Here is a 20,253-nt window from a genome sequence, read left to right on the forward strand (position 1 = left end):
TCTAATTATTAGGACTCGTTTTATTTCTTCTCTAACAAGGCGAGGCAGTCCCGCTTGATCGTCTGTAATAAAGCAAAGTCATCTTGGTAATGTGTATCAATCGTATCCTTATCTGAATCATAGGTCATTTGACGAATATCCCCCGTCAAGCGCTGGACTTGGGCTTGTACCTGGTCTTCTCCGACCTCAGCCTCAATGGCCTTAAAGAAGCGATAATCTTGCAAGCCAAAAACCAGCTGTTTCCAACGCAAACTAAATTCAGGCTTGCCGTTAGCGCCAGGATAAACAAAGAACATATCACCGGCTGCCCACTTGTAGGTCTTATAGCGGATATCGCGGTTGGGATCAGCAGTCCACAAGCAATAATTCCAACGCAAGAAACCCTTCACCCCGAAGGCATAGGTCAGATAGCCGACCAAACGTGATTCCATTAAGGGACTGCGGACAAAGACATTCAAATTTTGAGGGAAGCAGCAGGAATACCAAGTCATCTCTGCCCGCTTCTGCCAAATTTGCGAATCTGGATCATCTATCTTATCAATCAGAATTGAAGAGATGGCTGAGTTACTTTCAAAGTTTCCTTGGTAAACCTCTAAGAAATCGCTATGTAGGCAGGCATGCTTGAAGCTGATGGCTTCCTTACTGGCTGAAGAGAGAAAGTCTTCAAATTTCGTAAAGCGGTCGGGATCATTAGGTTCGTCTGAAACCACCTTCACCCGGTCCCAGAGACCACGGTCTTGCATGTGGTCAAAGACGAGTCCCAGATAGGTTTTTAATTCGGCCTTGGTGCGCAGGTAGCTCACTGTCCCCTGGTCTTCGTCATAGACCTGGACACGGATGGGGTCCTCATAATCGACAAGGGGATTGCCGAAAGCATAGGCATCCCAATTCCCTAGGAGGCCAAAGAGGTTGATTTCTTCTGCCATCCCATAGCTCAAGCAGAGGTCCAGATAGCGGTCGAGCGCGGTGAAGTCAGCCACTAATTCCCCCTCACGGCGACTGAGGCCAACAATCTTATATTCAAAGAGGCTGCTAGGATTATCGCTCACCTGGTAGCAAGCCTGGCCAGCCCAGGCATAGTCAGAAATCACCAAGTCACAAACTTTCTGGCCCGCTTCCGCAAGTGGTTGGATATAGTTTTCAATCAGTTTAAAGTGGTCATCGGACCAGAGCGGCACTTCATAATAGCGAGCAAGGGCCGTCAAATGTTGCCAGAGATCAAGGAAGAAGGGCTGGTCTTCGGGATAGGCATAGTCAGCCACTTCAACGATGAGAGAGGTCTGACTCACCAAGTCTTCATCTTCGAAGCCCTTCCGATAATAAAGCTTGGCTTGAACTTCATGCTTGCCGGGACGTGTCCCCTTCAAGTCCACCCAGAGGCAGTGGGTCCCCCGGTCTAAGAAGGCCGCTTCCCGGTGGAGGATACGGTCCTTCTTGTATTGCTGGTCATCATCAAGGACTGCCCCTTCAAAACTCAGCCGCCCTTCCAAGCCTTCCGGTAAAACCAAGGCTAGGCGGTAAGAGCCAGTTAAACCATTCCAAGGCAGGCTGGTATCCCTATTCAAATTGACCCAGGATTTCTGGTCCAGGTCGAGGGCTAACTGCGCCCCACCCTGCTCATCCTGGAGAAAAAAAAGATCCTCGAGCCTCTCTTCATCTGCCATCGATTGGTTGCCAAACTGGCGAATCGTCGGTTGCAAAAATTTTAAAGTCATAAAGACCTCCATTCTTCATCCATCAAGTAAGGAATAACTTCATCAATCTGATCCAAGCACAGGCAGGCCTGGTCTCTCATCTGGGGACTGGCCGGCAATAAATCGGGAATAAGAACCGTATCGAGGCCAGCTGCTCGGGCTGACAGGAAGCCTGATTCAGAATCTTCAAAAACCAAAGCGGCTTCCCTAGCTATCCCTGCCCGCTTCAGAGCTTCTTCATAGACATCCGGATAGGGCTTAGAGCGCTCAATGTCTTCCCCGCATACATAGGCTTCAAAATAGGGCTGGATACCTGTCGTTTCCGTCATCGTCAGCACATTATAGCGGGTCGAAGCGGAGGTGATATAAGAGACATAGCCCTGATCTTTGGCGAAGGCTAGCAATTTTTCAACGCCAGGTTTTAGCTGCAAGCGTCCTGCCGCAACGCCCTCTCTGAAAGTTGCCAGAGCCTGGTCAAAAATTTCCTGCCCCTGGCTCGGGCCAGCTAAGTCTTGCAGGCGGCTCAGGGTATAGCGCCAGCCCCGGCCCGCATAAGCCGCATGGTCTTCCTTAGAATAAGGATAACCATGGGCTAGGAGAGCGGCCTGCCGAGTTTCAAAATATAGGGCCTCCGTATCAATCAAGAGCCCATCCATATCAAAAAATAAGTGTGTCTTTTGCGTCAATAGCTTCTTTCCTTCCCTAGTCAATTAAAGCCGCCGCCCCCAAGAGGCCATTGTTTTCACCCAGCGAGCTGGCAGATATATGGTCTAGCACATGGGCTTGGTCGGGGAAGAGCATAGGCTCTAAGGCTTCCTTACAAGCCTGCAAGTAGCCAGCCTGCTCTAAAATCACCGAACCACCAAGAACAATTTCCGCTGGATCGAGCACACAGATAATCTGATAGAGGGACCAGGCCAAGACTTCTGCCCCCTCCTGGATGACCTCCTGGGCTTGCCGGTCGCCGGCTTGGGCCAGGTTAAAGATGTCAACCGTGGCTAAGTCGGGACGATCTAGGAGCTGCCGTCCCCGGTCTTGGATGCCTGTTCCTGACGCCAGGTGCTGAACTAAACACTCCGGATTCCGGTAAGAGACGGGGACTAGCGCCGTTTCCCCTGCAAAGCCGGAGCCGCGGATCATCTGACCATGAACAAAGCTCTGTGAGGAAATCCCGGTGGACACGGTCACATAGCTAAAGGTCTCTTCTGGGTCGCGCTGGGCCAGCTGGTATTCTGCTAGAGCCGCGACTGCCACATCATTATCGATACGAATGGGCAGGTCGAAAGATTCCTCTAAACGGTCCACAATCGGAAAATTTGCCCAAGGAATCATCATTTGATAGACCGCAATCCCACGGTCTCGGTCCACCTTACCGGGAATACCTAAACCAATCCCCCGTACGCTGGCCTTCCCTGCTTCCTGGAGAGCTCTTTGGATTAATTCCTTCACGAGGTCAAACAAGTCTTCCCTCCCGAGTCCAGAAATTTTGCGATAATACTTCTTAACAATTTCTAGTTGGTCATTAACAAGCGCAACAGAAAGCTTGCTGCCGCCAATATCGACACCAATGCGATAAGCTCCTGCCTGCGTCATAGCTAACCCCCTCCTTCTCCTACTTACTAATCACTTGACCAAAACGACGGGCGGCATCCATATAGGCATGGATATTCTCCAAGGGGCTCTCTGCCGGCACATCACAGCCGGGGGCAAGCACAAAGCGCATGGGATCTGTCCCCATGCAGGCATAGGTTGCTTCCACCGCCCGGCTGATACTTTGGGGATTTCCCTGCCAGAACAAGTCAACGGGAGCGATATTCCCTTGAACTTGCAAGTGGTCAGCCAAAATTTCCTTAGCCTTGGTTAAATCAACCACCTGGTCCACGCTGAAAGCATCGACCCCTGTCTCTACTACATCCGCTAAAATTTTTTCCGTTTGCCCACAAATATGTAAGGCCACAAAAGATTCTTTTTGGTGGATGTAGTTCACGAGTTCTTGAGTGTAGACTTGAGCAAATTGACGGTAGACCCGCGGACTAATCAAGCTACCCGAAGCCACAGGGTCAGAAAGAGAAATATAAGTCCCTTCGAGCTGACTAAACTGGTCCACTACATCCTTTAAAATCACCAAGACCCGGCTGAGCAGGTCGTTGAGTTCATCTTTTTGCTTGCGGGTCGCCCGCAGCAATTTCTCTGGAGCAATAAGCCCAGCAGCTGCTGTAAAGGGGGCCGGCATATGGATCCGGCAGTAGACCTGGCCATCCGTTTCTTCCTGGATAATTTTCACCGCTTGGAACACTTTTTGCTGGCCAAGATCGTTGTCAAAATGAACCGCATCATAGGGTAAGCAGTCGAGATCAGCCAAATCATCCAGAGCGTAGCGGCTAACTGAAGCCGGGGCATCCTCAGCCACTTTCACTTTCGTCCCCAAAAGCTTGGTGAAATTCTTAGTAGAGTAAATCAAAGAAACCGCATCGTGACCAAATGTTTGGTAAGAAGCCACGAGCTTCTTAGCCAAAGCCTCAGCAGAAGATTCAGATTCTTGGTAGGTCATGCCTACTAATTTTGCAGCGATTAGGTTGTCATAAAGAATAACTGGGGCCCGGTCAACACTCTGGCCATTCTTAAGCGCCTGATATCTTTCAACTGCTGTCATTTGGTCCATTATGAAACCGCCTACCTTTTTGCTATGATACCTTATCTTAGCATATTTTCATAAAGCTTAACATCAAAAAACTTCCGCTTTACTCAAGTTATTAAAGACTTGGCGAATAGATGCGCAAAGGGAGACTCGTGCCCTGAATCAATCTTTCTCTATAAGAAACTGCTGCTGCCGACCCTGATGGCCAGAGCTGATCAAAATCAGACATAAATAAATCTAAATCGTAGGCCACCCTTAGCAATTCCACATATACGTGATTCATTTTTTTGGAATAAATAGCATCTGGATGGGCAACTTGCCCCAAACGGATAATTAGACCCGCCGGATCCCCAGCTAAAGTCCCCATACCTGCAGATCCATTATTGATAACTAAAGTTGCCTTGCCTTCATAAATAACTTGGGAACAAGTGTGGGTACAGGCAATGACATCGATTTGATAGCTCTCCATAAAAGCTTCAAGTTCCTGTTGCCGACCTGGCTCTTGTAGAGACTCTGCTGAACACCCCCAACCGGCTAAAAACTTTTCATCCCCATGCAAGACAAGGAGACGTAAGCCATAAACTGTAAAGACTTGGGATTTACCGAGATCTTGAAGAGAATCTACTGGTATTTGAGCCTTTCTCACCATTTCCTTAAGCCTTTTATGAATGGCATTTGACCGACTCACCGCTGCATCTGAAGTTGACGACGGATAAGCACATCCACAGCCAATTTCTTGGTCGCCAGTTCTCAAGAGTTCAGCTTCTACATTGCCTAGCGACCGATAGTGGCAGTTAAGCCGCTCTTCCAAACCTTGGAAAAGGTCTGGGTCACAATCGAACCAGTGAGTATCCCCATTAAAACATAGAGATACCGGCTCAGGATCCCTGACTTGCATAGCCTCAATCTCATCCAAGGCATAGGGGTTTCCATAGAGGCCGCCAATAATATAAAGTCCTTTATCGTGATCTGGAAAATCTTTTTCATAGAGCTTCTCTTCTATGGCGTAATCGCTTGGACAAAGTCTTCCTGGTCTCATATTATTCGACTCCTTTACTTTGAAATTTTTCTAAGAGTCCTGGCAACAGATAGCCTAAAGTGCAAAGGATCAAGCCGTAAACATTGGTCCCTAAAAGCAAGGCGCTATCTCCAGCCCCAATAGCAAAGATACTTGGGACAAGCCCAAAAGTATAAAGCAAACCAATTATGATACCTATCCAAAAGCTCAGTTGGAAGCTCCACTTATTTGTTGGCACAAAACCATGAAGGCAAAAAATAGGCGCAAAGCCCATAACCATGGTGCCACTGATGGTTGTTGCACTAAGGATGCTTGTTCCAAAAAACATGGGTAAATTCCCCAAGATTGCAAAAAGCACCATAGTCAGCATCGCAATAAATCGTGTTTTTTTCTTAGTCAAGCGAATACCCAGCAAATGAGGCACGTCAATAGCAGATAATTTCGCAATACTTGAAAGCGCAGAATCAAGAGTCGACCCCGCTGAAGACACCATAATCCCTGCCATAATAACAAGGGCGGCAGTTCCCAGTGACTGGGCAACAGCTACTGGAATATTATCCGTTAAAGCCATCCCCTCCATCTTGGCGTAGATGCCAACAAAAGAGAAAAGCACAATCGATACGAAACCCGCTAGGCCCGCTATGATAAAAGCCTTGAGCATCTTCTTCTCATCTGAGATAAAGCCCCGGTCAGTTAAAACTGGGTCATGGAAAGGATAGCTAAAAATTTGAACAGCAGATACTAAAAGCATGTCTACTCCCCCTAGCAAAGTCCAATTCCCTGACTGAACATAATCAGTCATCGGACGATTAGGCAGCACCAATGCAAAAACAGCCACCATAAAAATAATAAAAATGATACTTTGAATCATATCGGTTACAATCGCACTCCGCAAACCACCACGGACAGAATAAGCTAGGGTAATTACGGAAAATATCACAGAGGCAAGTATAAAGGGAGTAGATCCCGACGCCCCAAAATAACCACCTACTACTGAGGTATTCGACCAAATCTCATTGAATAAGCGTGTAAAAATTGCCAAAGTAAAGAAAATTCCCGCCCAAGGGCCATAATTATGATTGAGAAAAGGAATAATCCCTTTTGCTCCAAATTTTTTACGTAAACGGTAGATAACAAAACCAGCTAAGGGAATACATAGCCAATAAGTTGCGTAGGCAAAGCCTCCCACAATCCCATACTGAGCCCCTAAATTAGCTGCATTAGTTACTGATTTAGCAAAAATCCAACTAATAAAAATGGTTGCTGTTAGTAAGGGGAGCGAAGAATCCTTACCTTCCTTATTCGTTCCTCTAAAATACCCACTGAAATCAACAAACTTTGGCGATAATAAAAACATCAAAATAGCATAACTCGTAAGAAAGGCCCACATCACTTCATTACTCGTCATAAACTTCTCCTTTTTAATTCAATAAAAGCCAGAGCAGACAAACTCTGGCTTGACTAACATTATACTTATACTTCCAAGGGCTTATCTGTCTGCGTGGCCCATTCCATCAAGGAGCCGTCATACATGGCAACCTGGTCTTGACCAAGATAATTCAGAACAGCTCGGAGCCAGCAAGCCGCAATCCCAAAACCGCAATAGGTAATGACGCGCTTATCAGGATCGAGCACAGCAAAGTCTGCAAAGACCTGCCGCAAATCTTTTTCAGTCAAGAGCGCGCCTGTCTCAGGATCAGATAAGGACCCGAAGAAGACATTAACTGCGGATGGAATGTGTCCCACTCGGTCGTCACCGAAGCCAGCAAATTCCCCCTCATATTGGGCCTTAGGAAGACTATCTAAGATCACAACGCTCGGATCTTCGACGGCTGCTTCCACTTCCGTCAGATCAGCAAGCAGGTCTTCTCGACGTTGCAAGCTTAGCTGGCCCTGCTTGCTTTCAGGTATTTCTTCTGTTAGGGCCCGACCTTCACGCTCCCACTTATTCAAGCCCCCCTCAAGGATAGCAATTTGTTGTTCGGGAAAGCCCTCATAAGCCAGCTGCCAGGCCAAGCGTGCCGCCCACATATTCGCTGTAAAATCCGCGCCGACTTGGGCTCCACTGTCATAGATAACAACCTGGCTATCTTCAGCAATCCCCAAGTCTTCCATATTTTTCACGAAAGGCTCATGGGCAGTGACTTGGAAGGGAATCGGGTCATGACTTGCTGCTTCAGCCAGTTGGTCATAGAAGACAGCCCCTGGTAAATGTTTGGCCGCATACTGGTCCTTACCAGAGCGCAAGAAGTCTCCTTCTGGATCATTAAAGAAAACGGTAGCATCCACCAAAACCAAGTTTGGATCGGCTAGCTGACTCGCTAATTCTTCAGTTGATACAATATTTTTCATCAAAAACCTCCTACGCTTCAGCCAAGGCGACTTGGGCTGGACATTCTGTTGTCAATTCGCCTCCACAAGATGAACCAAAACCAGCTGTACAGCCATAACAATAATCGCGGAAGAGGATCTCCCGTCCAAGATCTTCTTTATCAATCACATCGGTAATTGTATCTCCCGTACTAATCGGCAGGTTAGACATTTGATGGAAGTCACAATCATAGAGTTGGCCGTCGTAACCCACTGACAGCTGGGACCGGCACATCAGATTAGGTACCGTCACGGGATTAAAGGCATTGCGAAGGATATCCATATACTCGTCATAATAGTCCATATCATTTAGGAAATCTTCAAAGTAGCCCATAGGCAGGTTGGTAATGGTATATAGATTCGTAAATTCAATGCCATACTGACCTAAGTGGTTGCGATAGTCTACCGCCAAGGCATTTTGCTCTGGGGGTAAAGTGGCCCCTAGCGGATTATGGACGAGGTTTAAAGGTCGGTCTTTATCAATGCCATAGCCATAAGAATTCAGTTCTTGGAGGACCTTGATTAACTTCTTAAAGACCCCGCTACCGCGTACGACATCCACATTGTCTTCAGTGTAACAAGGCATCGAAATAAAAATCGTCACAGGATATTTTTGATAGAACTCACGCATTCTTTTATTCAAAAAAGTCCCATTCGTTCGGACAATCACTTCGTCCACATAGGGAGCCCCTTTCTCTGCCAGATAGGTGAAGCCTGGGTGCATAGTAGGTTCTCCCCCTGTAATATCCAGGGTCGTCACTTCATCATGGGCCTTGAGAAATTCAATGCAGGCATCCATAATCTCGGGCGACATCATTTCATTCTTCGAGTCGCGCATCACGTGACAGTGCCGGCAACGCAGGTTACATACCTTACCAATATTCACTTGCAGAGTAGTAATCGCTGAGGTTTTCCGGTATTCAGGTTCGATCCGGTCAATAAAATCACTTGACATTATTTTCTCCTTTCATTTTTGCTGATCATCGAGGGACAACCAAGTCTGGTAGAGATGATCTTTTAGTGCCTCTTTTTTAGTAATTCTAGGTGTCGTGACCAGCGTCTGCTGGTAAGGCTTAGTCACCACATACTGGGTCGGGTCCTGGCTCGGGCAGTGAAGGCGTCCTCGAGCTAGGCCTTCTACACTCAGCCAATACTTCTCTTGGTCTAAAGAAAAGTATTCTGGATGAACGAGGCAGGCCGCTGCCAGGCTATCCCAGTTATAGAAGCCTTTGATGCCATACTCTAAGTCATTATCGCGAAACCAAGGCGCTGAGTATTTTTGAATCATTTGGACAATAGGGCCTTCCACTCGGTCGAAAGCTGCTTCATATTGCTCCTGGGTAAAGAGCAGGTCCAAGCAATGATTGCCTGTCATGACACGGACATTATGCCCCTTGGTTAAGACTTGATAGGCAGCTTGAGGATCACAGGAGAAATTCAATTCCAACATTTCCTGCTTGGCGAAGTTCAGGGGCGCCGTAGTGCCTCCCATCAAGCTAAAACCAGCAACTTGATCAAAGAAATCTGGATTAAGAAGAGAAGCTCCCATAAGATTCGTCAGAGATCCTGTCGCCAAGACATACAAGTCTCCTGCATATTGGGCAGCCAAATCAGCCAGAAGACGACTAGCTGGATTCAGATAATCGCCACAAGCCTGACCGCCCTTAGCATAGGGCAGATCAAGCTGAAGCGTCTCTAGGAGATGCTGGGTATCCCGGTCCACCAGGTCGATCCCCTTATTCCCGAACGTCGATGTCACAGCGATCAGCTCCACTTCAGGACAGCCTAATAAATAAAGCAGCGCCATCCCGTCATCCACATCACGATTAGCCGTAAAAAAAGTATTGTCAAAATCAATGGCTACTTTCATCGGTTAAACCCTTTCTAGACCTAGCCTTTATCCCAGCAATGATCATTTGGAAGAGGCTTAGAGCAAGTAGAAGCAAATAGTAGAGATAGTAGGTTTCCAATTGGTCGAAGGTCCAGAATAAACTATAGAACGTAAAGGCTAAAGTCAAGACTAGCGCTCCATAGGCTGATCGCCGTTTGTAACGAAGCAGAAGTATAACGGCCACTATAAGACACAAGCTAGGCAGTATCCAGGTCCAAAAATCATGATAAAGTTCAGCTTTCCTTGAACGATAGAGTACTGACCGCATAAAATTCAAATGATTCGCGTAAAAACCACTAACTTGCGTCATTAAAAAGAGCGCGAGAACTTGTAAGCCACGCAAACTTGCGATCACTAGCTGGACAGGCCTTGACTTAATCAAGGATTTCCACATCATTTCCGCGGGGATCTCCTACTTGTACCGGGTACTTGCTTGGATTTTTTTGATGGTTTAAATTCCATTCATACCAACCCCCATCTTGGACCGAAATATCATGCCAGCCTGCTTGTTTAGCAACAAAGAAGGCTGTAGTATTACGCCAGCCTGTTCCACAATAGAATGTTACCGGTTTATCTTGACTAATTCCCCATTCTTCCCAATCAGCAAATACTGCTTGTGGCTCACGAATTGTACCATCTTCATTGGTTAGATAGTTGACGTCAGCTGCTGTTTCGCTGGCTTTGGCCCAGACTGCTCCTTTGATCTCGCCTGCCTTGTCAATGTAGTCATAACCTGATGTTTCACCAATAAACTCAGGCCAAGAGCGAACGGAAGCTATCACCAAGTTTGGTTGGGACTCCTTAGCTGCTAGGAGGTCATCCGACGTCTTAATATAGGCTTCGGGCCGACCTGGATAACCCCCGCCAAAATCTTGAGCTGCGGTAACTTGAGGACTTTCCTCAGTAAGTTCATAACCTGCCTTCTCCCAGGCTGCTTTACCACCGTCAATAATGTGCACTTCATCTACACCCAGGTAGTAAGCGGCAAAGGCCACACGGGAAGCCGCATTGACATCCTCACCATAAACAAAAAGTGGTGTATCCTTGCTTACCCCCTTAGCGAGAAAGGCTTTGACCAAGTCATCATCTGCTAAGAGATTCCAATCACTCTCTTCTGTCTCAATCTCCATCGTATCCATGAGTTGAGCACCTGGCAGGTGGCCTTTTTTGTAGGCTGCATCACCATAACCTGCCTCTAGAATCTTGGCTGTATCCTGCTGGTCAATCTGGTCTTTAGCCCAAGCGGCATCCACAAAAATATCCTCTTTCTTGCTTTCGCCTGCTTTGACCAGATGGGTCTCCTCTTTTGAAGGAGGGGCTGGTTGCGTTGAGTCGCTAGCTGTTGAACTTTGCCCTTGGCAAGCCCCTAAAAGAAAACTAGCTAGTCCACATACTGCTAAAATTTTTTTAGTCCAATGCATCTAATCTTCCTCTCTTCTTCTCAATTACTTATTTATCGCGGTAAAATTTTTGAATACTTTCAATCGACTTTCCCTGCCTGAATAGGGCTTGGGCTCTTTGCATCTTAAATAGGGTTCTCAGATAGCCCTTAGCTTCAAAGCGTCTCGCTGAGGTATAGATCTTCTGCTCTGCCACCCGGCAATAAACACCAGCCTCCTTGGCCCGAATCGAAAGATCATAGTCTTCCATTAACGGGTAGGAACGAAAGCCTCCCAAAGCCTGGTAAAAATCGCGGCGCATATGCATGCCCTGGTCTCCAAAGGCAATATGGCGGTGGCTTAGCCGCCAATTGGATCCTGCTGCAATCAGACGCATCCGCCAATCCTCACTGGTAAAGCGCAAGGGAAAGGCAGCAAAGGGGACTTCCTGACCATTCTTTTGTACCTCCTTAAGAGGGCAAGTTTTAAAGAAAGAATCTGCATGCAGAAAGAATAAGATTTCACCCTGACTGGCAAGCACGCCTGTATGAAGCTGTTGCCCCCGCCCCGGCTGGGAGTTAACGACTGAGTAGCCTGCCGCCCTGATTAAATGGGCTGTACCGTCCCGGCTGCCCCCATCCACGAAGATCAGCTCATGCGGAATATCTGGGTTAAACACCTCTAAATGATCAAACAATTGATCCAGTTGGTTTCGCTCATTAAAAACAGGAATGATAATACTAATCATCAGCTAGTTAAGGGATTCCTTTTTCTTCTTGCGGTCGGTATAGACCCGGCGCAGGAGGGCAACTAAGACGCTCAAAGCGAATAGGATCAACAGACCCGTCACAAGCTTCTGAGCGCCACCTGTCAACATACCACCTACATAAGAATAAATAATGGTCGCCGGTAATTGACCGATCCCTGTGGCAATAAAATAACCCCAAAAGCCCATCGATGTTAAGCCTGCTGCATAAGATACAATATCAAAGGACATAAAGGGCAGCAAGCGGGCCACTAGGATGGTCTGCATGCCATAGCGGTCAAAAAAGTTTTCGATGCTTTCTAAGCCCCGCTTGGTCGTAAAGCGAACAACCACATCACGCCCTAAGATGCGGGCAATGTAAAAGCATAGAGCAGCCCCCACCATCGCACTCGACCATGACAAGATAGCTCCCTGCCACCAACCAAAGAGATTAGCATTGGTCACCGTAATCAAGAAAGCAGGGAGCGGGGCGATCACTGCCGTTAAAACCATTAGGAAAAATGAAATAAGTGCCGCATAGCCCCCGTATGAATCGATAAATTCGCGCACTTCATCAAAATTCCCCGTTGCAAACATCTTAAAGACCTGGTTGATCCATTCCCTAACTGGGGGGATCAGAAAATAAATAGCCAGGCAAAGGCCCACAATACCTAGCAATAACCAGCGTCGCTTACTGGCTTCGTTAGTTTTCTTCGTCATCTGTCTCCTCCATCTTCCAATAAAAAGAGCGACCCAATCTAAGAAACTGGGCCGCCTAAAATTAACTACCCAACTAGATCAGAGACTTAAATTATTTCTCTGACAAATCAAAGCCGTCCCATTCCTTAGTACCTTCTGTGGCATTGATGGTGTTGTAACCTTCATCTGTTAGGGCTTGAGCGATGGTATTTGATTTATTACCGGAGTAGCAGTAAGTCAAGATAGTTTTATCTTTAGGAATATCAGCTTTCTTCGCATCCAAGTCGTCAACTTCGATATTTACTGCCCCTTTAACGTGGCCCTTATCGTAGTCCTTAGCCTTACGTGCATCGATGATGTAGTATTCGCCATCATTGTTGTCAACCATTTCTTGGAATTTGTCTCCTAGCACATAGCCAACTTGAGTCATTGTTGAATAGTCATGGTCTTTAACCCCGTCAGCATTGTAAACTTCTTCAAAGCCGTTTTTAGCCAAGATGTCTGCCCCTTCCTGGCTCTTGTTCCCAGTGTTGCAGATCGTTACTACATTTTCTTTCTTATAGTTGCTTAAACGGTCGAGGTTATTTTCAAGTTCATCGACAGGGATATTGATAGCCCATTTCACATGGCCTTCTTTGTATTCATCTTCTGGACGAACGTCGATGACGAGGTAGTCTTCTTTCTTCTTGTCATCAGCTAAAGCTTCGTCGAGCTCTTCGCCGGATATAGTTTTAACTTCAGCCGCTTGGTCAGCTGTAGCTTCTGTTTGAGCATCATTTGAACCGCTAGAAGCAGAGTCTGCGTTATCTGCACAAGCAGCTAGTGACAATGAAGTAAGAGCAGTTAAACTGAGTAATAATAATTTTTTTGACATAATTTTTTCTCCTTTAAATTTTTAAATTTCCCATTTCTTCAATTCTTCGGCACCGCCATGAATGGCAAAATCGAGCAGAGCGGTGAGGCCCTGGCGTTCGGTTTCTAAGTCAAAAGCTTGCCCCGCAAAAGTATGGCCCAAGGCAAAGGGAGTCTCAAGCATGCGAGGTGGGCGGGCTTTTTCCGCCACATTAGGCAGGTGCATCATGGAAGCCGTGCGTATGCCCCGGCTTTCAATTTCGCGCTGAATCAGCCCCACGGACTGGTGGCAAATATATCAGCCAGGAGACAACAAGGCAATATCGACCTGGTCCTCCTGCAATTGGTCAGCGATAGCAGGTGCCGTCTTATTCATGAGCTTCTTAACCTGGGGGATGTAGCCCATCAAACCGAAGTGGTGAGGAGCTACTTCTCCAATCTTACCCTCCCTAGCGAATTGCCGGAGGATATCCAGGGGGAAGACCAAGTTAATATCTTCGAGGGCATCTCGAATATCATAGTGTTCGTGGTTTACCGTAAGGTCCCCATAGTCCACATCTCCGGGAATAATACGGAAAGTTGGATCTCCCTTCTTCGTCTCAAAAGGCGGATCCGTCTTCAAGCGGACCCCCGCCGTGGTAATGAAAGCAACTCGGGCTTCATCTAGTGTCTTATCCATATGCGCAATTTTGGGTGCCGAATTGATGGTCACGACCATGTGCTGGGCGACACGACTAATAACAACTTCTTTTAAACTTCGGCGATTTTTTTTAACGATAAAAATCCTCCTTTCTTTATCCAGGCAATCTTTTAGCGATATAGTCTTCAATCATCTGGATGAAGTCAGTACTTAAAAAGCGTGAAATGACCTGGTAAGTTTCCTGGTTACGCGCCAATTTATCAGCTTTATTATATTGCACATAGGCCATGGCGCACCAAGTCAAGCCCCGCAGGCAAGTGAAGACCAAGTACTGGTCGAGCTTAGCCTGGTCAATCGCAATCGGAGAGTGGGCATCATAGGCCTGGATGAAGCTTTCTAAAGACTGGTCATCATAGAGGTAGTCAGTCTTCCAAAGCGTCGTTGTCGGCGCTAAGAAATGTCCCAAATCCTGTTCACGTTCCCCAATCAGCGGCTTCTCCCAGTCAATGACATAGGACTGGTCGCCTGGGTTGATCAGGAAATTAGAGGCATTGAGTTCCGTATTAATGATACAAGGATTAACAAGCTGGGCGCTGTGGTCATAGACCTTTAAGCCGTCTAAGAGCCGCTGAATCCGCTGAGTCACTTCCTCCGACCGCCCCTCCCAGGACCGGTAGTGGGCAAACATGGTCTCAAACTCTTCATACATCACCACAAAGGGTTGGCCCGCATAAATGAGATGGTCTGCCTGCTTAGGATCTTGTTGGTGAATTTGCGCCAATAATTCCGCTGCAATCTGGCTATCCGTCTCATAGTCCAGCTGGCGACCAGGCAGGAAGGCTTCCACTAAATAACCCGCCCCAATCAAGGGGTGGTAGTCACAAAGCGCCAAGGGTTTGGGCGTTACGCCACTCGCTTCGAGCGCCTTCAAAGCCCCGTACTCATACTGGATCTGCTGGTCGAGATGCAATTGTGAGCCCAAAGCAATCCGCAACAATTTCCTGCCTTGGTCAAAGATAAAATTAGCATTATATTCCCCTTGGGCTAGGAAAGTCGCCTCAGGGTCCCCCGTCAAGATAGCCGCAATATCTTCTTTATCATCAATATCACGGATGGCTGGCAGGAGTTCATAACTGATCCCGGCTTGGTCAGCATGTGAAAGCGTCGCCGCCAAAACAGAGGTATGGCCATAACTTTCCAGGGCAAATAGGTCGGGATAATAGGCGGACATGCCGATCAGCCCATAGCCCCCATCCAAGCTAGGCGCCAAAACCAAGTCGCAGGAATCCAAATAAGTGAAGGCTTGGTCGACCTGGCTAGTAGATAAATCATAAAGATCTGACCCCATAAGAGCCACCTGGTCATAACCCCGGTTGAAACCATCTCGAATCGCCCGAGACATACGTTCACCCAGGCTATCGCCCTCCTGCCAAAACACCGCTTCCTGGTCAAGGTTTAAAAAGTCACCCAAGTCATAGCCGGCTTGGTCAGCCGTTAGCCAGAAACAGAGGTCTGCTTGGCTCGCCTTAGCCCGCTGATAATTCATCTCTAAGAGATACTGGCTAAGCGCTTGGGTTTGATCGACCGTCAAGAAATCAGACAGACGACTCTTCGTCTCGCCTTTCAGTGGCAAGCGAGTCATTATAATTAATAGTTTTTTCATAGCTTTTGTATGTAAAGGTTTCCATATAAACAAAAAAGGTGCTGACAGCAAATGCCAACACCCCTTTGAATTATGGATACCCGCCGGTAATTTGTTGAATGATGCGGCGACGAAACCTCTTCGCATACTAAATAAGCCACTAACTTTCTTATTTACTATGCCCCACAAGCAAGCTCATAATATCCCCATTAGAAAAGTGTATAGCATTTACCAGCTGTCTTCCTAGCATCTTTTTATAGACTCACTGTACATACATGATAAATGCCCCCCCCTCTCTAATGTATTCACTCAAACGTTACCATAATCACAAGAAAAAGGCAACTATTGTTGCCCTTTATAGAAAATTTTTTTATTACTTTAAAGATAAGAAAAGCCCTCAATCGGATCGGTAATGGGGGGATCCAATATGAGGGCCTGGCGCAGTCGCCAACTCTTTCAGTAAAGAACAAGCTAACAAGTAGGAAGCGCAAGGAAATCGACTATCAAAGTTGGAGAAAAACTTTTATCTTCCTAAAACGGTCTTTTAATTTGTGATGGTAGTAATCAAGTACCTGTTAGCAAGGTTCTTTACTGAATGGAACTGGCGACCTCGGTCGGTTCAGTCTAACGGAGACCCAGCGCAATCCGCGCATAACGCGTTAAACGGTCCGGGCTCCAAACAGGCTGCCAAACTAATTCCACTTTAACATCCTGAATAAGTTCAATTTCTCGGAGCCTGTCCATCAGGGTCTGGAAAATCACATCGGCTAAGGGACAGCCTGGCATAGTGAGGGTCATCCGCACCCACAAGTGCCCATCCCCGTCATAGAGCAGGTCATAAATCAAGCCTAAATTATAGATATCAATTCCAAGCTCCGGATCGATCACTTCCTGGCAGGCGGCCAACACGTCTTCATAGAGCTCCGGATCCCGCAAGCTCAGTTCAGTGAACTCACTAGGATCTGCGAAGCGTTCCGAATTCGTTGCTGCCGCATAGTTCTCGTTCCAATCCTGGTTTTCGGCCAATTGCTCTTCAATTTCTTCCTTAATCGAGAGGGGGAGGGCCTCTTCATTCCCCATTTCTAGTTTATCTTTATCGATGGTCATAGGAATCGCCTCCAATTCTTATTCAGCTAAGTAGACAGTTTACGCGAGCTAGGTGCGATTTTCAAGTTAGATAGGAAAAAAGCGCCCGCAAACAAATGCGAGCGCTCGGTAGATACGAGTTAGTCTGGCTAAGAACTTGAGACGAGGTTAAAAATAGGCATAAAAAACCCAGCATCCTCAAATTCTCGAACTAAAGCTCATTAAAAAGGCGCATTTACACGTGTTTGCTAAACTAGCGTCATTCAACTGTACTCATAGCCTAACCATGTAAATACCCCCACTCTTATCTAGTGATACTATTAACAATATACAATACTTTAATGGATTTAGCAAGTCAAAAATGCCCAGAAAGCAAGGAGGAGGACTGGTCAAAGCAATTTTGTTATAATGGAGTCAAAGCAAACTAAAGGAGGAAAATACATGACCCGACTACACACGACCTTCTATTCTGATACCCTACGCATGGATATGCACCTCAATATCCTTGTCCCTCAAAACTGTGAGCGCACCCCTGAAGCCATTCGGCAAAAGCGCCGTCCCCCCTACCGTGTCCTCTATCTCTTACACGGCCTGTCCAGTAATGAGGACGGCTGGTTACGCTTCACCTCGCTTGAACGCTATGCCCGCGACCTCGACCTGGTGATCGTGATGCCGACTACCTACCGCGGCTTCTACATGAACACGGCTAAGTCCTATGCCTATAGCGACTTTATCAGCCTGGAACTGCCTGCCTATATCCAAAACCTACTGCCCGTTTCAAGCAAGCGGGAAGATACCTTCATCGCAGGGGCTTCCATGGGCGGTTATGGTGCCCTCAAGGCGGCCTTCACTTATCCTGAGCAATACGGCTATGTGGCCTCCCTATCTGGCGTCACCGACCTCTCCGCCCGCTACCAAGAAGGCCCTGATCCTAAGTCACCCTTTGAATTCGACCTCCTCTACGGCGGCCAAGATCCCAAGGGCACTGACAAAGACATCTACCAGCTGGTGGACCAGGCCATAGAAGCTGATATCGACCTGCCTAAAGTCTTCCTCACTTGCGGTCGCGAAGATGAACTTCTTGGACAAAACCACGATTTCAGAGATCGCTACCAAGACCAGCTCCAGCTCAGCTTCCAAGAAGCAGACGGCGGCCACGGTTGGGACTACTGGGACACCCACATCCAAGACGTCCTCGACTGGCTCCCCACCTTGTCCGATTAATCAAGCAGGCAAAAGCGCATGAATATAAGCAAGAGCTGCCACTCCTCAACCTAGAAGTAGCTGCTCTTGCTTTTTATCATTATTTTAGCCAAGCTATTCCTCTTCAGCCGGCACTTGGACCAAATCCACCCCTGCCTGCTCTAGGGCCTGGGCAATATTTTGGGGAATGCCGCTATCCGTATAGACCCGGTCAACCTCCTCCAAGCGAAATTGTAGGATGCCTTGGCTGTTGGTAAATTTAGAAGAATCCATCAGCACATTAATCTCTTGGGCAGACTCGGCCAGGGTCCGGGCCGCATCGATCCGTGCAACATCAACCCCAGTAAAACCCTTTTTGAGGTCAAAACCGTCCATTCCCATAAAAAAAATGTTGGACCTGGAAGTAGGAGGCAATTTCGCGCAGGAAGGGGCCCACGCAGACCTGGGAGTCCTTCTGGTATTCCCCACCTAGGAGAATGAGCTTCACGCTAGGAGACTTACGCACAAAGGAGGCAATAAAGGTCGAGTTGGTGATAATCGTGATGTCGCGGTTTTCAAAGGCAAGAATTTCTGCCAGAAGAGCACAGGTGCCTCCCGATTCAATCATCACAGTATCCCCATCGTGGATGGCTGCCGCTGCCCGCTTGGCGATCCGGTGCTTGAGGTCATAGTTCACTGCCAGACGGTAATTCATATCCGCGCTAGAGCTGACCACTGCATAGCCGTGCTGGCGGCTCAGGATCCCCCGCTCTTCCAAACGATCCAAGTCTTTCCGAATGGTTACCTTGGAGACTTGGAAGTGGTCTGCCAATTCATTCACAGATACCTTGCGTTTCTGGCTCACCCATTCCACAATCGCATCTTGTCTCTTCATTGCTTCTTCCTCCTTCTATCGCTTTTCCATTTTGCCAGCTTAGACACCCTTTCAATCCCTCCTTAAAGTACGTATAATAGGAGACACAAGCCTTTGAAAGGAGTCTTAGCATGGACCTCATATTTCTCGACGCCTACCTCCAAGAAAAGATCTGGGGCGGGCAAAAATTAAAAGATATCTATCATTTCCAATTGCCTTCTGACCATACCGGAGAGGCTTGGATCATCTCCGGCCACCCCCACGGCCCGTCGCGTATCCATTCACCCCAAGCCTATGCTGGTATGACCTTAGCTGAGCTCTACCAAGACCAGCCTGAACTCTTCGGCCAGCCTGAAGATACTAACTTCCCCCTCCTGGTAAAGATTCTTGACGCCAAGGAGGACCTCTCTGTTCAAGTCCATCCCGATGACAATTATGCCTGGACCCATGAAGGGGAACTTGGGAAGACCGAATGTTGGTATGTTATCGCTGCGGATGAAGGAACGGAGATTGTCTATGGCCACCGCGCCAAGAGCCGTGAAGAATTTCTACAAATGGCTGGCGAAGGCCAGTGGGATAAGCTCCTCAAACGCCTTCCGATTAAAGCAGGCGACTTCTTCCCTGTGCCAGCTGGAACCATCCATGCCATCGGGGGCGGGGCCCTTATTCTAGAGACCCAGCAGAGCTCCGACACTACCTACCGGGTTTATGATTATGACCGCAAAGATAAGGATGGGCAGAAACGGCAACTCCACCTAGACCAAGCGGCCGATGTTACACATTTTCCCAGCCAAGATACCCTGGCCCAACCCAACACAGAAATCCAGGAAGGCGGGCAAATCACAGAGCTTTGGGCTAATCCCCACTTCACCGTCTACCGCTGGCAAGTCAAGGAGGAAATCCAAGTCGATACATCGAACCATCCTTACAGCCTGGTCAGCCTCATCCAGGGCCAGGCCCAAATCGAAGCTGATGGTAAGACCTACAACATCCTAGCCGGCCAGTCCTTCATCATCCCGCATGCTATCCAGAGCGTTAAACTCCGAGGTAAGGCAAGCCTGATCTGCTCGCATCCCAATTAGAACAGGGTGTGAGGGCGCGCGGGTAGAAGTGGACCTCTGGAGCAAAGAGGCATAGAAGGCTGCAAGCCTTCGAAGAATCTTTGTGAAGAGGAGCCACTTCTGCGCGACCGAACCCGACTATACAGGGTGTGAGGCTTGGCGCTTAGACTCGGATGATTGGAGCAAGTCAGAATAAGAGCGAAGCATGCGCTCGTTTCTGACTTGTGAAATCACTCCGAGTCTGCCAAGCCGAACCCGACTAGAACAGGGTGTGAGAGGACGCGGGAGAAAGGGACCTCTGGAGTAAAAGGCTAGAGAAGGCTGAAGGCCTTCGACGGACTTTTATGAAGAGGAGCCCTTTCTGCATCCTCGAACCCGACTAAAACAGGGTGTGAGACTTGGCGTTTAGACTCGGATGATTGGAGCAAGTCAGAATAAGAGCGAAGCATGCGCTCGTTTCTGACTTGTGAAATCACTCCGAG

The 20,253-nt window shown here is 47.8% G+C and carries 21 protein-coding genes; 2 read left to right on the forward strand and 19 right to left on the reverse strand.

Annotation, left to right across the window (positions count from 1 at the left end):
• Positions 1–20: 20 nt before the first annotated feature.
• The 17 genes from QP339_RS09160 to QP339_RS09240 form a co-directional block, all read right to left on the reverse strand.
• On the reverse strand, positions 21–1,715 hold the full coding sequence (locus QP339_RS09160; RefSeq protein ID WP_284911260.1) for a DUF4091 domain-containing protein: 1,695 nt from the start codon (positions 1,713–1,715) through the stop codon (positions 21–23).
• Positions 1,712–2,380, reverse strand: coding sequence for an HAD family hydrolase (locus QP339_RS09165; protein WP_070618196.1), 669 nt, complete (start codon positions 2,378–2,380; stop codon positions 1,712–1,714). The genes QP339_RS09160 and QP339_RS09165 overlap by 4 nt, the downstream gene beginning before the upstream one ends.
• Before the next feature lie 16 nt (positions 2,381–2,396).
• Positions 2,397–3,287, reverse strand: a complete 891-nt coding sequence (locus tag QP339_RS09170; protein ID WP_070618199.1) for an ROK family protein — start codon at positions 3,285–3,287, stop codon at positions 2,397–2,399.
• A gap of 19 nt (positions 3,288–3,306) precedes the next feature.
• Entirely contained in the window at positions 3,307–4,356 is a 1,050-nt protein-coding gene (locus QP339_RS09175; protein ID WP_284911261.1) for a uroporphyrinogen decarboxylase family protein, read from the reverse strand.
• A 91-nt stretch (positions 4,357–4,447) separates the two neighbouring features.
• Entirely contained in the window at positions 4,448–5,371 is a 924-nt protein-coding gene (locus QP339_RS09180) for a metallophosphoesterase family protein (RefSeq protein ID WP_284911262.1), read from the reverse strand.
• 1 nt (position 5,372) lies between these two features.
• Entirely contained in the window at positions 5,373–6,758 is a 1,386-nt protein-coding gene (locus QP339_RS09185; protein ID WP_284911263.1) for an SLC5/6 family protein, read from the reverse strand.
• A 65-nt stretch (positions 6,759–6,823) separates the two neighbouring features.
• Positions 6,824–7,702, reverse strand: coding sequence for a sulfurtransferase (locus QP339_RS09190; protein ID WP_284911264.1), 879 nt, complete (start codon positions 7,700–7,702; stop codon positions 6,824–6,826).
• Between the two features lie 10 nt (positions 7,703–7,712).
• Positions 7,713–8,675 carry an arsenosugar biosynthesis radical SAM (seleno)protein ArsS gene (gene arsS, locus QP339_RS09195; protein WP_070618213.1) on the reverse strand — a complete coding sequence of 321 codons (963 nt, stop codon included), beginning with the start codon at positions 8,673–8,675 and terminating at the stop codon, positions 7,713–7,715.
• Between the two features lie 12 nt (positions 8,676–8,687).
• On the reverse strand, positions 8,688–9,590 hold the full coding sequence (locus QP339_RS09200; protein WP_284911265.1) for a nucleoside hydrolase: 903 nt from the start codon (positions 9,588–9,590) through the stop codon (positions 8,688–8,690).
• 395 nt (positions 9,591–9,985) lie between these two features.
• Positions 9,986–11,032: a sulfurtransferase gene (locus QP339_RS09205; protein ID WP_284911266.1), complete on the reverse strand. Its 1,047-nt coding sequence runs from the start codon at positions 11,030–11,032 to the stop codon at positions 9,986–9,988.
• Between the two features lie 28 nt (positions 11,033–11,060).
• Positions 11,061–11,738 (reverse strand): TIGR04283 family arsenosugar biosynthesis glycosyltransferase, encoded by a 678-nt coding sequence (locus QP339_RS09210; protein WP_284911267.1) that lies wholly within the window; start codon positions 11,736–11,738, stop codon positions 11,061–11,063.
• Between the two features lie 3 nt (positions 11,739–11,741).
• Positions 11,742–12,455 (reverse strand): TVP38/TMEM64 family protein, encoded by a 714-nt coding sequence (locus QP339_RS09215; RefSeq protein WP_070618228.1) that lies wholly within the window; start codon positions 12,453–12,455, stop codon positions 11,742–11,744.
• Positions 12,456–12,546: 91 nt separating this feature from the next.
• Complete coding sequence (locus tag QP339_RS09220) at positions 12,547–13,308, reverse strand: rhodanese-like domain-containing protein (protein WP_284911268.1); 762 nt, start codon at positions 13,306–13,308, stop codon at positions 12,547–12,549.
• Between the two features lie 21 nt (positions 13,309–13,329).
• The gene (locus QP339_RS09225) at positions 13,330–13,566 is read right to left on the reverse strand and encodes a hypothetical protein (protein ID WP_141744586.1); all 237 of its coding nucleotides are present in this window, start codon (positions 13,564–13,566) and stop codon (positions 13,330–13,332) included.
• 18 nt (positions 13,567–13,584) lie between these two features.
• Positions 13,585–13,965, reverse strand: coding sequence for a glycine/sarcosine/betaine reductase selenoprotein B family protein (locus QP339_RS09230; protein ID WP_284911269.1), 381 nt, complete (start codon positions 13,963–13,965; stop codon positions 13,585–13,587).
• 115 nt (positions 13,966–14,080) lie between these two features.
• Positions 14,081–15,589 carry a TIGR04282 family arsenosugar biosynthesis glycosyltransferase gene (locus tag QP339_RS09235; RefSeq protein ID WP_284911270.1) on the reverse strand — a complete coding sequence of 503 codons (1,509 nt, stop codon included), beginning with the start codon at positions 15,587–15,589 and terminating at the stop codon, positions 14,081–14,083.
• A 603-nt stretch (positions 15,590–16,192) separates the two neighbouring features.
• Positions 16,193–16,510, reverse strand: a complete 318-nt coding sequence (locus QP339_RS09240) for a metal-sulfur cluster assembly factor (RefSeq protein WP_070618389.1) — start codon at positions 16,508–16,510, stop codon at positions 16,193–16,195.
• Between the two features lie 585 nt (positions 16,511–17,095).
• Between QP339_RS09240 and QP339_RS09245 the strand changes: the two genes are divergently transcribed.
• Positions 17,096–17,878 (forward strand): alpha/beta hydrolase, encoded by a 783-nt coding sequence (locus tag QP339_RS09245; protein WP_284911271.1) that lies wholly within the window; start codon positions 17,096–17,098, stop codon positions 17,876–17,878.
• 93 nt (positions 17,879–17,971) lie between these two features.
• On the opposite strand, the gene QP339_RS09250 is transcribed toward QP339_RS09245, so the two are convergent.
• Together QP339_RS09250 and QP339_RS09255 are read right to left on the reverse strand one after the other, a co-directional pair.
• Positions 17,972–18,238: a DeoR/GlpR family DNA-binding transcription regulator gene (locus tag QP339_RS09250; RefSeq protein ID WP_284911272.1), complete on the reverse strand. Its 267-nt coding sequence runs from the start codon at positions 18,236–18,238 to the stop codon at positions 17,972–17,974.
• Positions 18,219–18,731, reverse strand: coding sequence for a DeoR/GlpR family DNA-binding transcription regulator (locus tag QP339_RS09255; RefSeq protein ID WP_284911273.1), 513 nt, complete (start codon positions 18,729–18,731; stop codon positions 18,219–18,221). Before QP339_RS09255 ends, QP339_RS09250 begins: the two co-directional genes overlap by 20 nt.
• A 110-nt stretch (positions 18,732–18,841) precedes the next feature.
• Between QP339_RS09255 and manA the strand changes: the two genes are divergently transcribed.
• The gene (gene manA, locus QP339_RS09260; protein ID WP_284911274.1) at positions 18,842–19,792 is read left to right on the forward strand and encodes a mannose-6-phosphate isomerase, class I; all 951 of its coding nucleotides are present in this window, start codon (positions 18,842–18,844) and stop codon (positions 19,790–19,792) included.
• Positions 19,793–20,253 lie beyond the last annotated feature (461 nt).

Origin of the sequence: Aerococcus sp. UMB7834, assembly GCF_030215145.1 — a bacterium.
In the GTDB taxonomy this organism is placed as follows: Bacteria; Bacillota; Bacilli; order Lactobacillales; family Aerococcaceae; genus Aerococcus.

What these genes read in the sequence shown, in the direction of transcription:
- QP339_RS09160 (WP_284911260.1), bottom strand. Translation starts at nt 1,715, where the DNA reads ATGACTTTAAAATTTTTGCAACCGACGATTCGCCAGTTTGGCAACCAA.
- QP339_RS09170 (WP_070618199.1), bottom strand. Translation starts at nt 3,287, where the DNA reads ATGACGCAGGCAGGAGCTTATCGCATTGGTGTCGATATTGGCGGCAGC.
- QP339_RS09175 (WP_284911261.1), bottom strand. Translation starts at nt 4,356, where the DNA reads ATGGACCAAATGACAGCAGTTGAAAGATATCAGGCGCTTAAGAATGGC.
- QP339_RS09180 (WP_284911262.1), bottom strand. Translation starts at nt 5,371, where the DNA reads ATGAGACCAGGAAGACTTTGTCCAAGCGATTACGCCATAGAAGAGAAG.
- QP339_RS09185 (WP_284911263.1), bottom strand. Translation starts at nt 6,758, where the DNA reads ATGACGAGTAATGAAGTGATGTGGGCCTTTCTTACGAGTTATGCTATT.
- QP339_RS09190 (WP_284911264.1), bottom strand. Translation starts at nt 7,702, where the DNA reads ATGAAAAATATTGTATCAACTGAAGAATTAGCGAGTCAGCTAGCCGAT.
- arsS (WP_070618213.1), bottom strand. Translation starts at nt 8,675, where the DNA reads ATGTCAAGTGATTTTATTGACCGGATCGAACCTGAATACCGGAAAACC.
- QP339_RS09200 (WP_284911265.1), bottom strand. Translation starts at nt 9,590, where the DNA reads ATGAAAGTAGCCATTGATTTTGACAATACTTTTTTTACGGCTAATCGT.
- QP339_RS09205 (WP_284911266.1), bottom strand. Translation starts at nt 11,032, where the DNA reads ATGCATTGGACTAAAAAAATTTTAGCAGTATGTGGACTAGCTAGTTTT.
- QP339_RS09210 (WP_284911267.1), bottom strand. Translation starts at nt 11,738, where the DNA reads ATGATTAGTATTATCATTCCTGTTTTTAATGAGCGAAACCAACTGGAT.
- QP339_RS09215 (WP_070618228.1), bottom strand. Translation starts at nt 12,455, where the DNA reads ATGACGAAGAAAACTAACGAAGCCAGTAAGCGACGCTGGTTATTGCTA.
- QP339_RS09220 (WP_284911268.1), bottom strand. Translation starts at nt 13,308, where the DNA reads ATGTCAAAAAAATTATTATTACTCAGTTTAACTGCTCTTACTTCATTG.
- QP339_RS09230 (WP_284911269.1), bottom strand. Translation starts at nt 13,965, where the DNA reads ATGGATAAGACACTAGATGAAGCCCGAGTTGCTTTCATTACCACGGCG.
- QP339_RS09235 (WP_284911270.1), bottom strand. Translation starts at nt 15,589, where the DNA reads ATGAAAAAACTATTAATTATAATGACTCGCTTGCCACTGAAAGGCGAG.
- QP339_RS09245 (WP_284911271.1), top strand. Translation starts at nt 17,096, where the DNA reads ATGACCCGACTACACACGACCTTCTATTCTGATACCCTACGCATGGAT.
- QP339_RS09250 (WP_284911272.1), bottom strand. Translation starts at nt 18,238, where the DNA reads ATGGGAATGGACGGTTTTGACCTCAAAAAGGGTTTTACTGGGGTTGAT.
- QP339_RS09255 (WP_284911273.1), bottom strand. Translation starts at nt 18,731, where the DNA reads ATGAAGAGACAAGATGCGATTGTGGAATGGGTGAGCCAGAAACGCAAG.
- manA (WP_284911274.1), top strand. Translation starts at nt 18,842, where the DNA reads ATGGACCTCATATTTCTCGACGCCTACCTCCAAGAAAAGATCTGGGGC.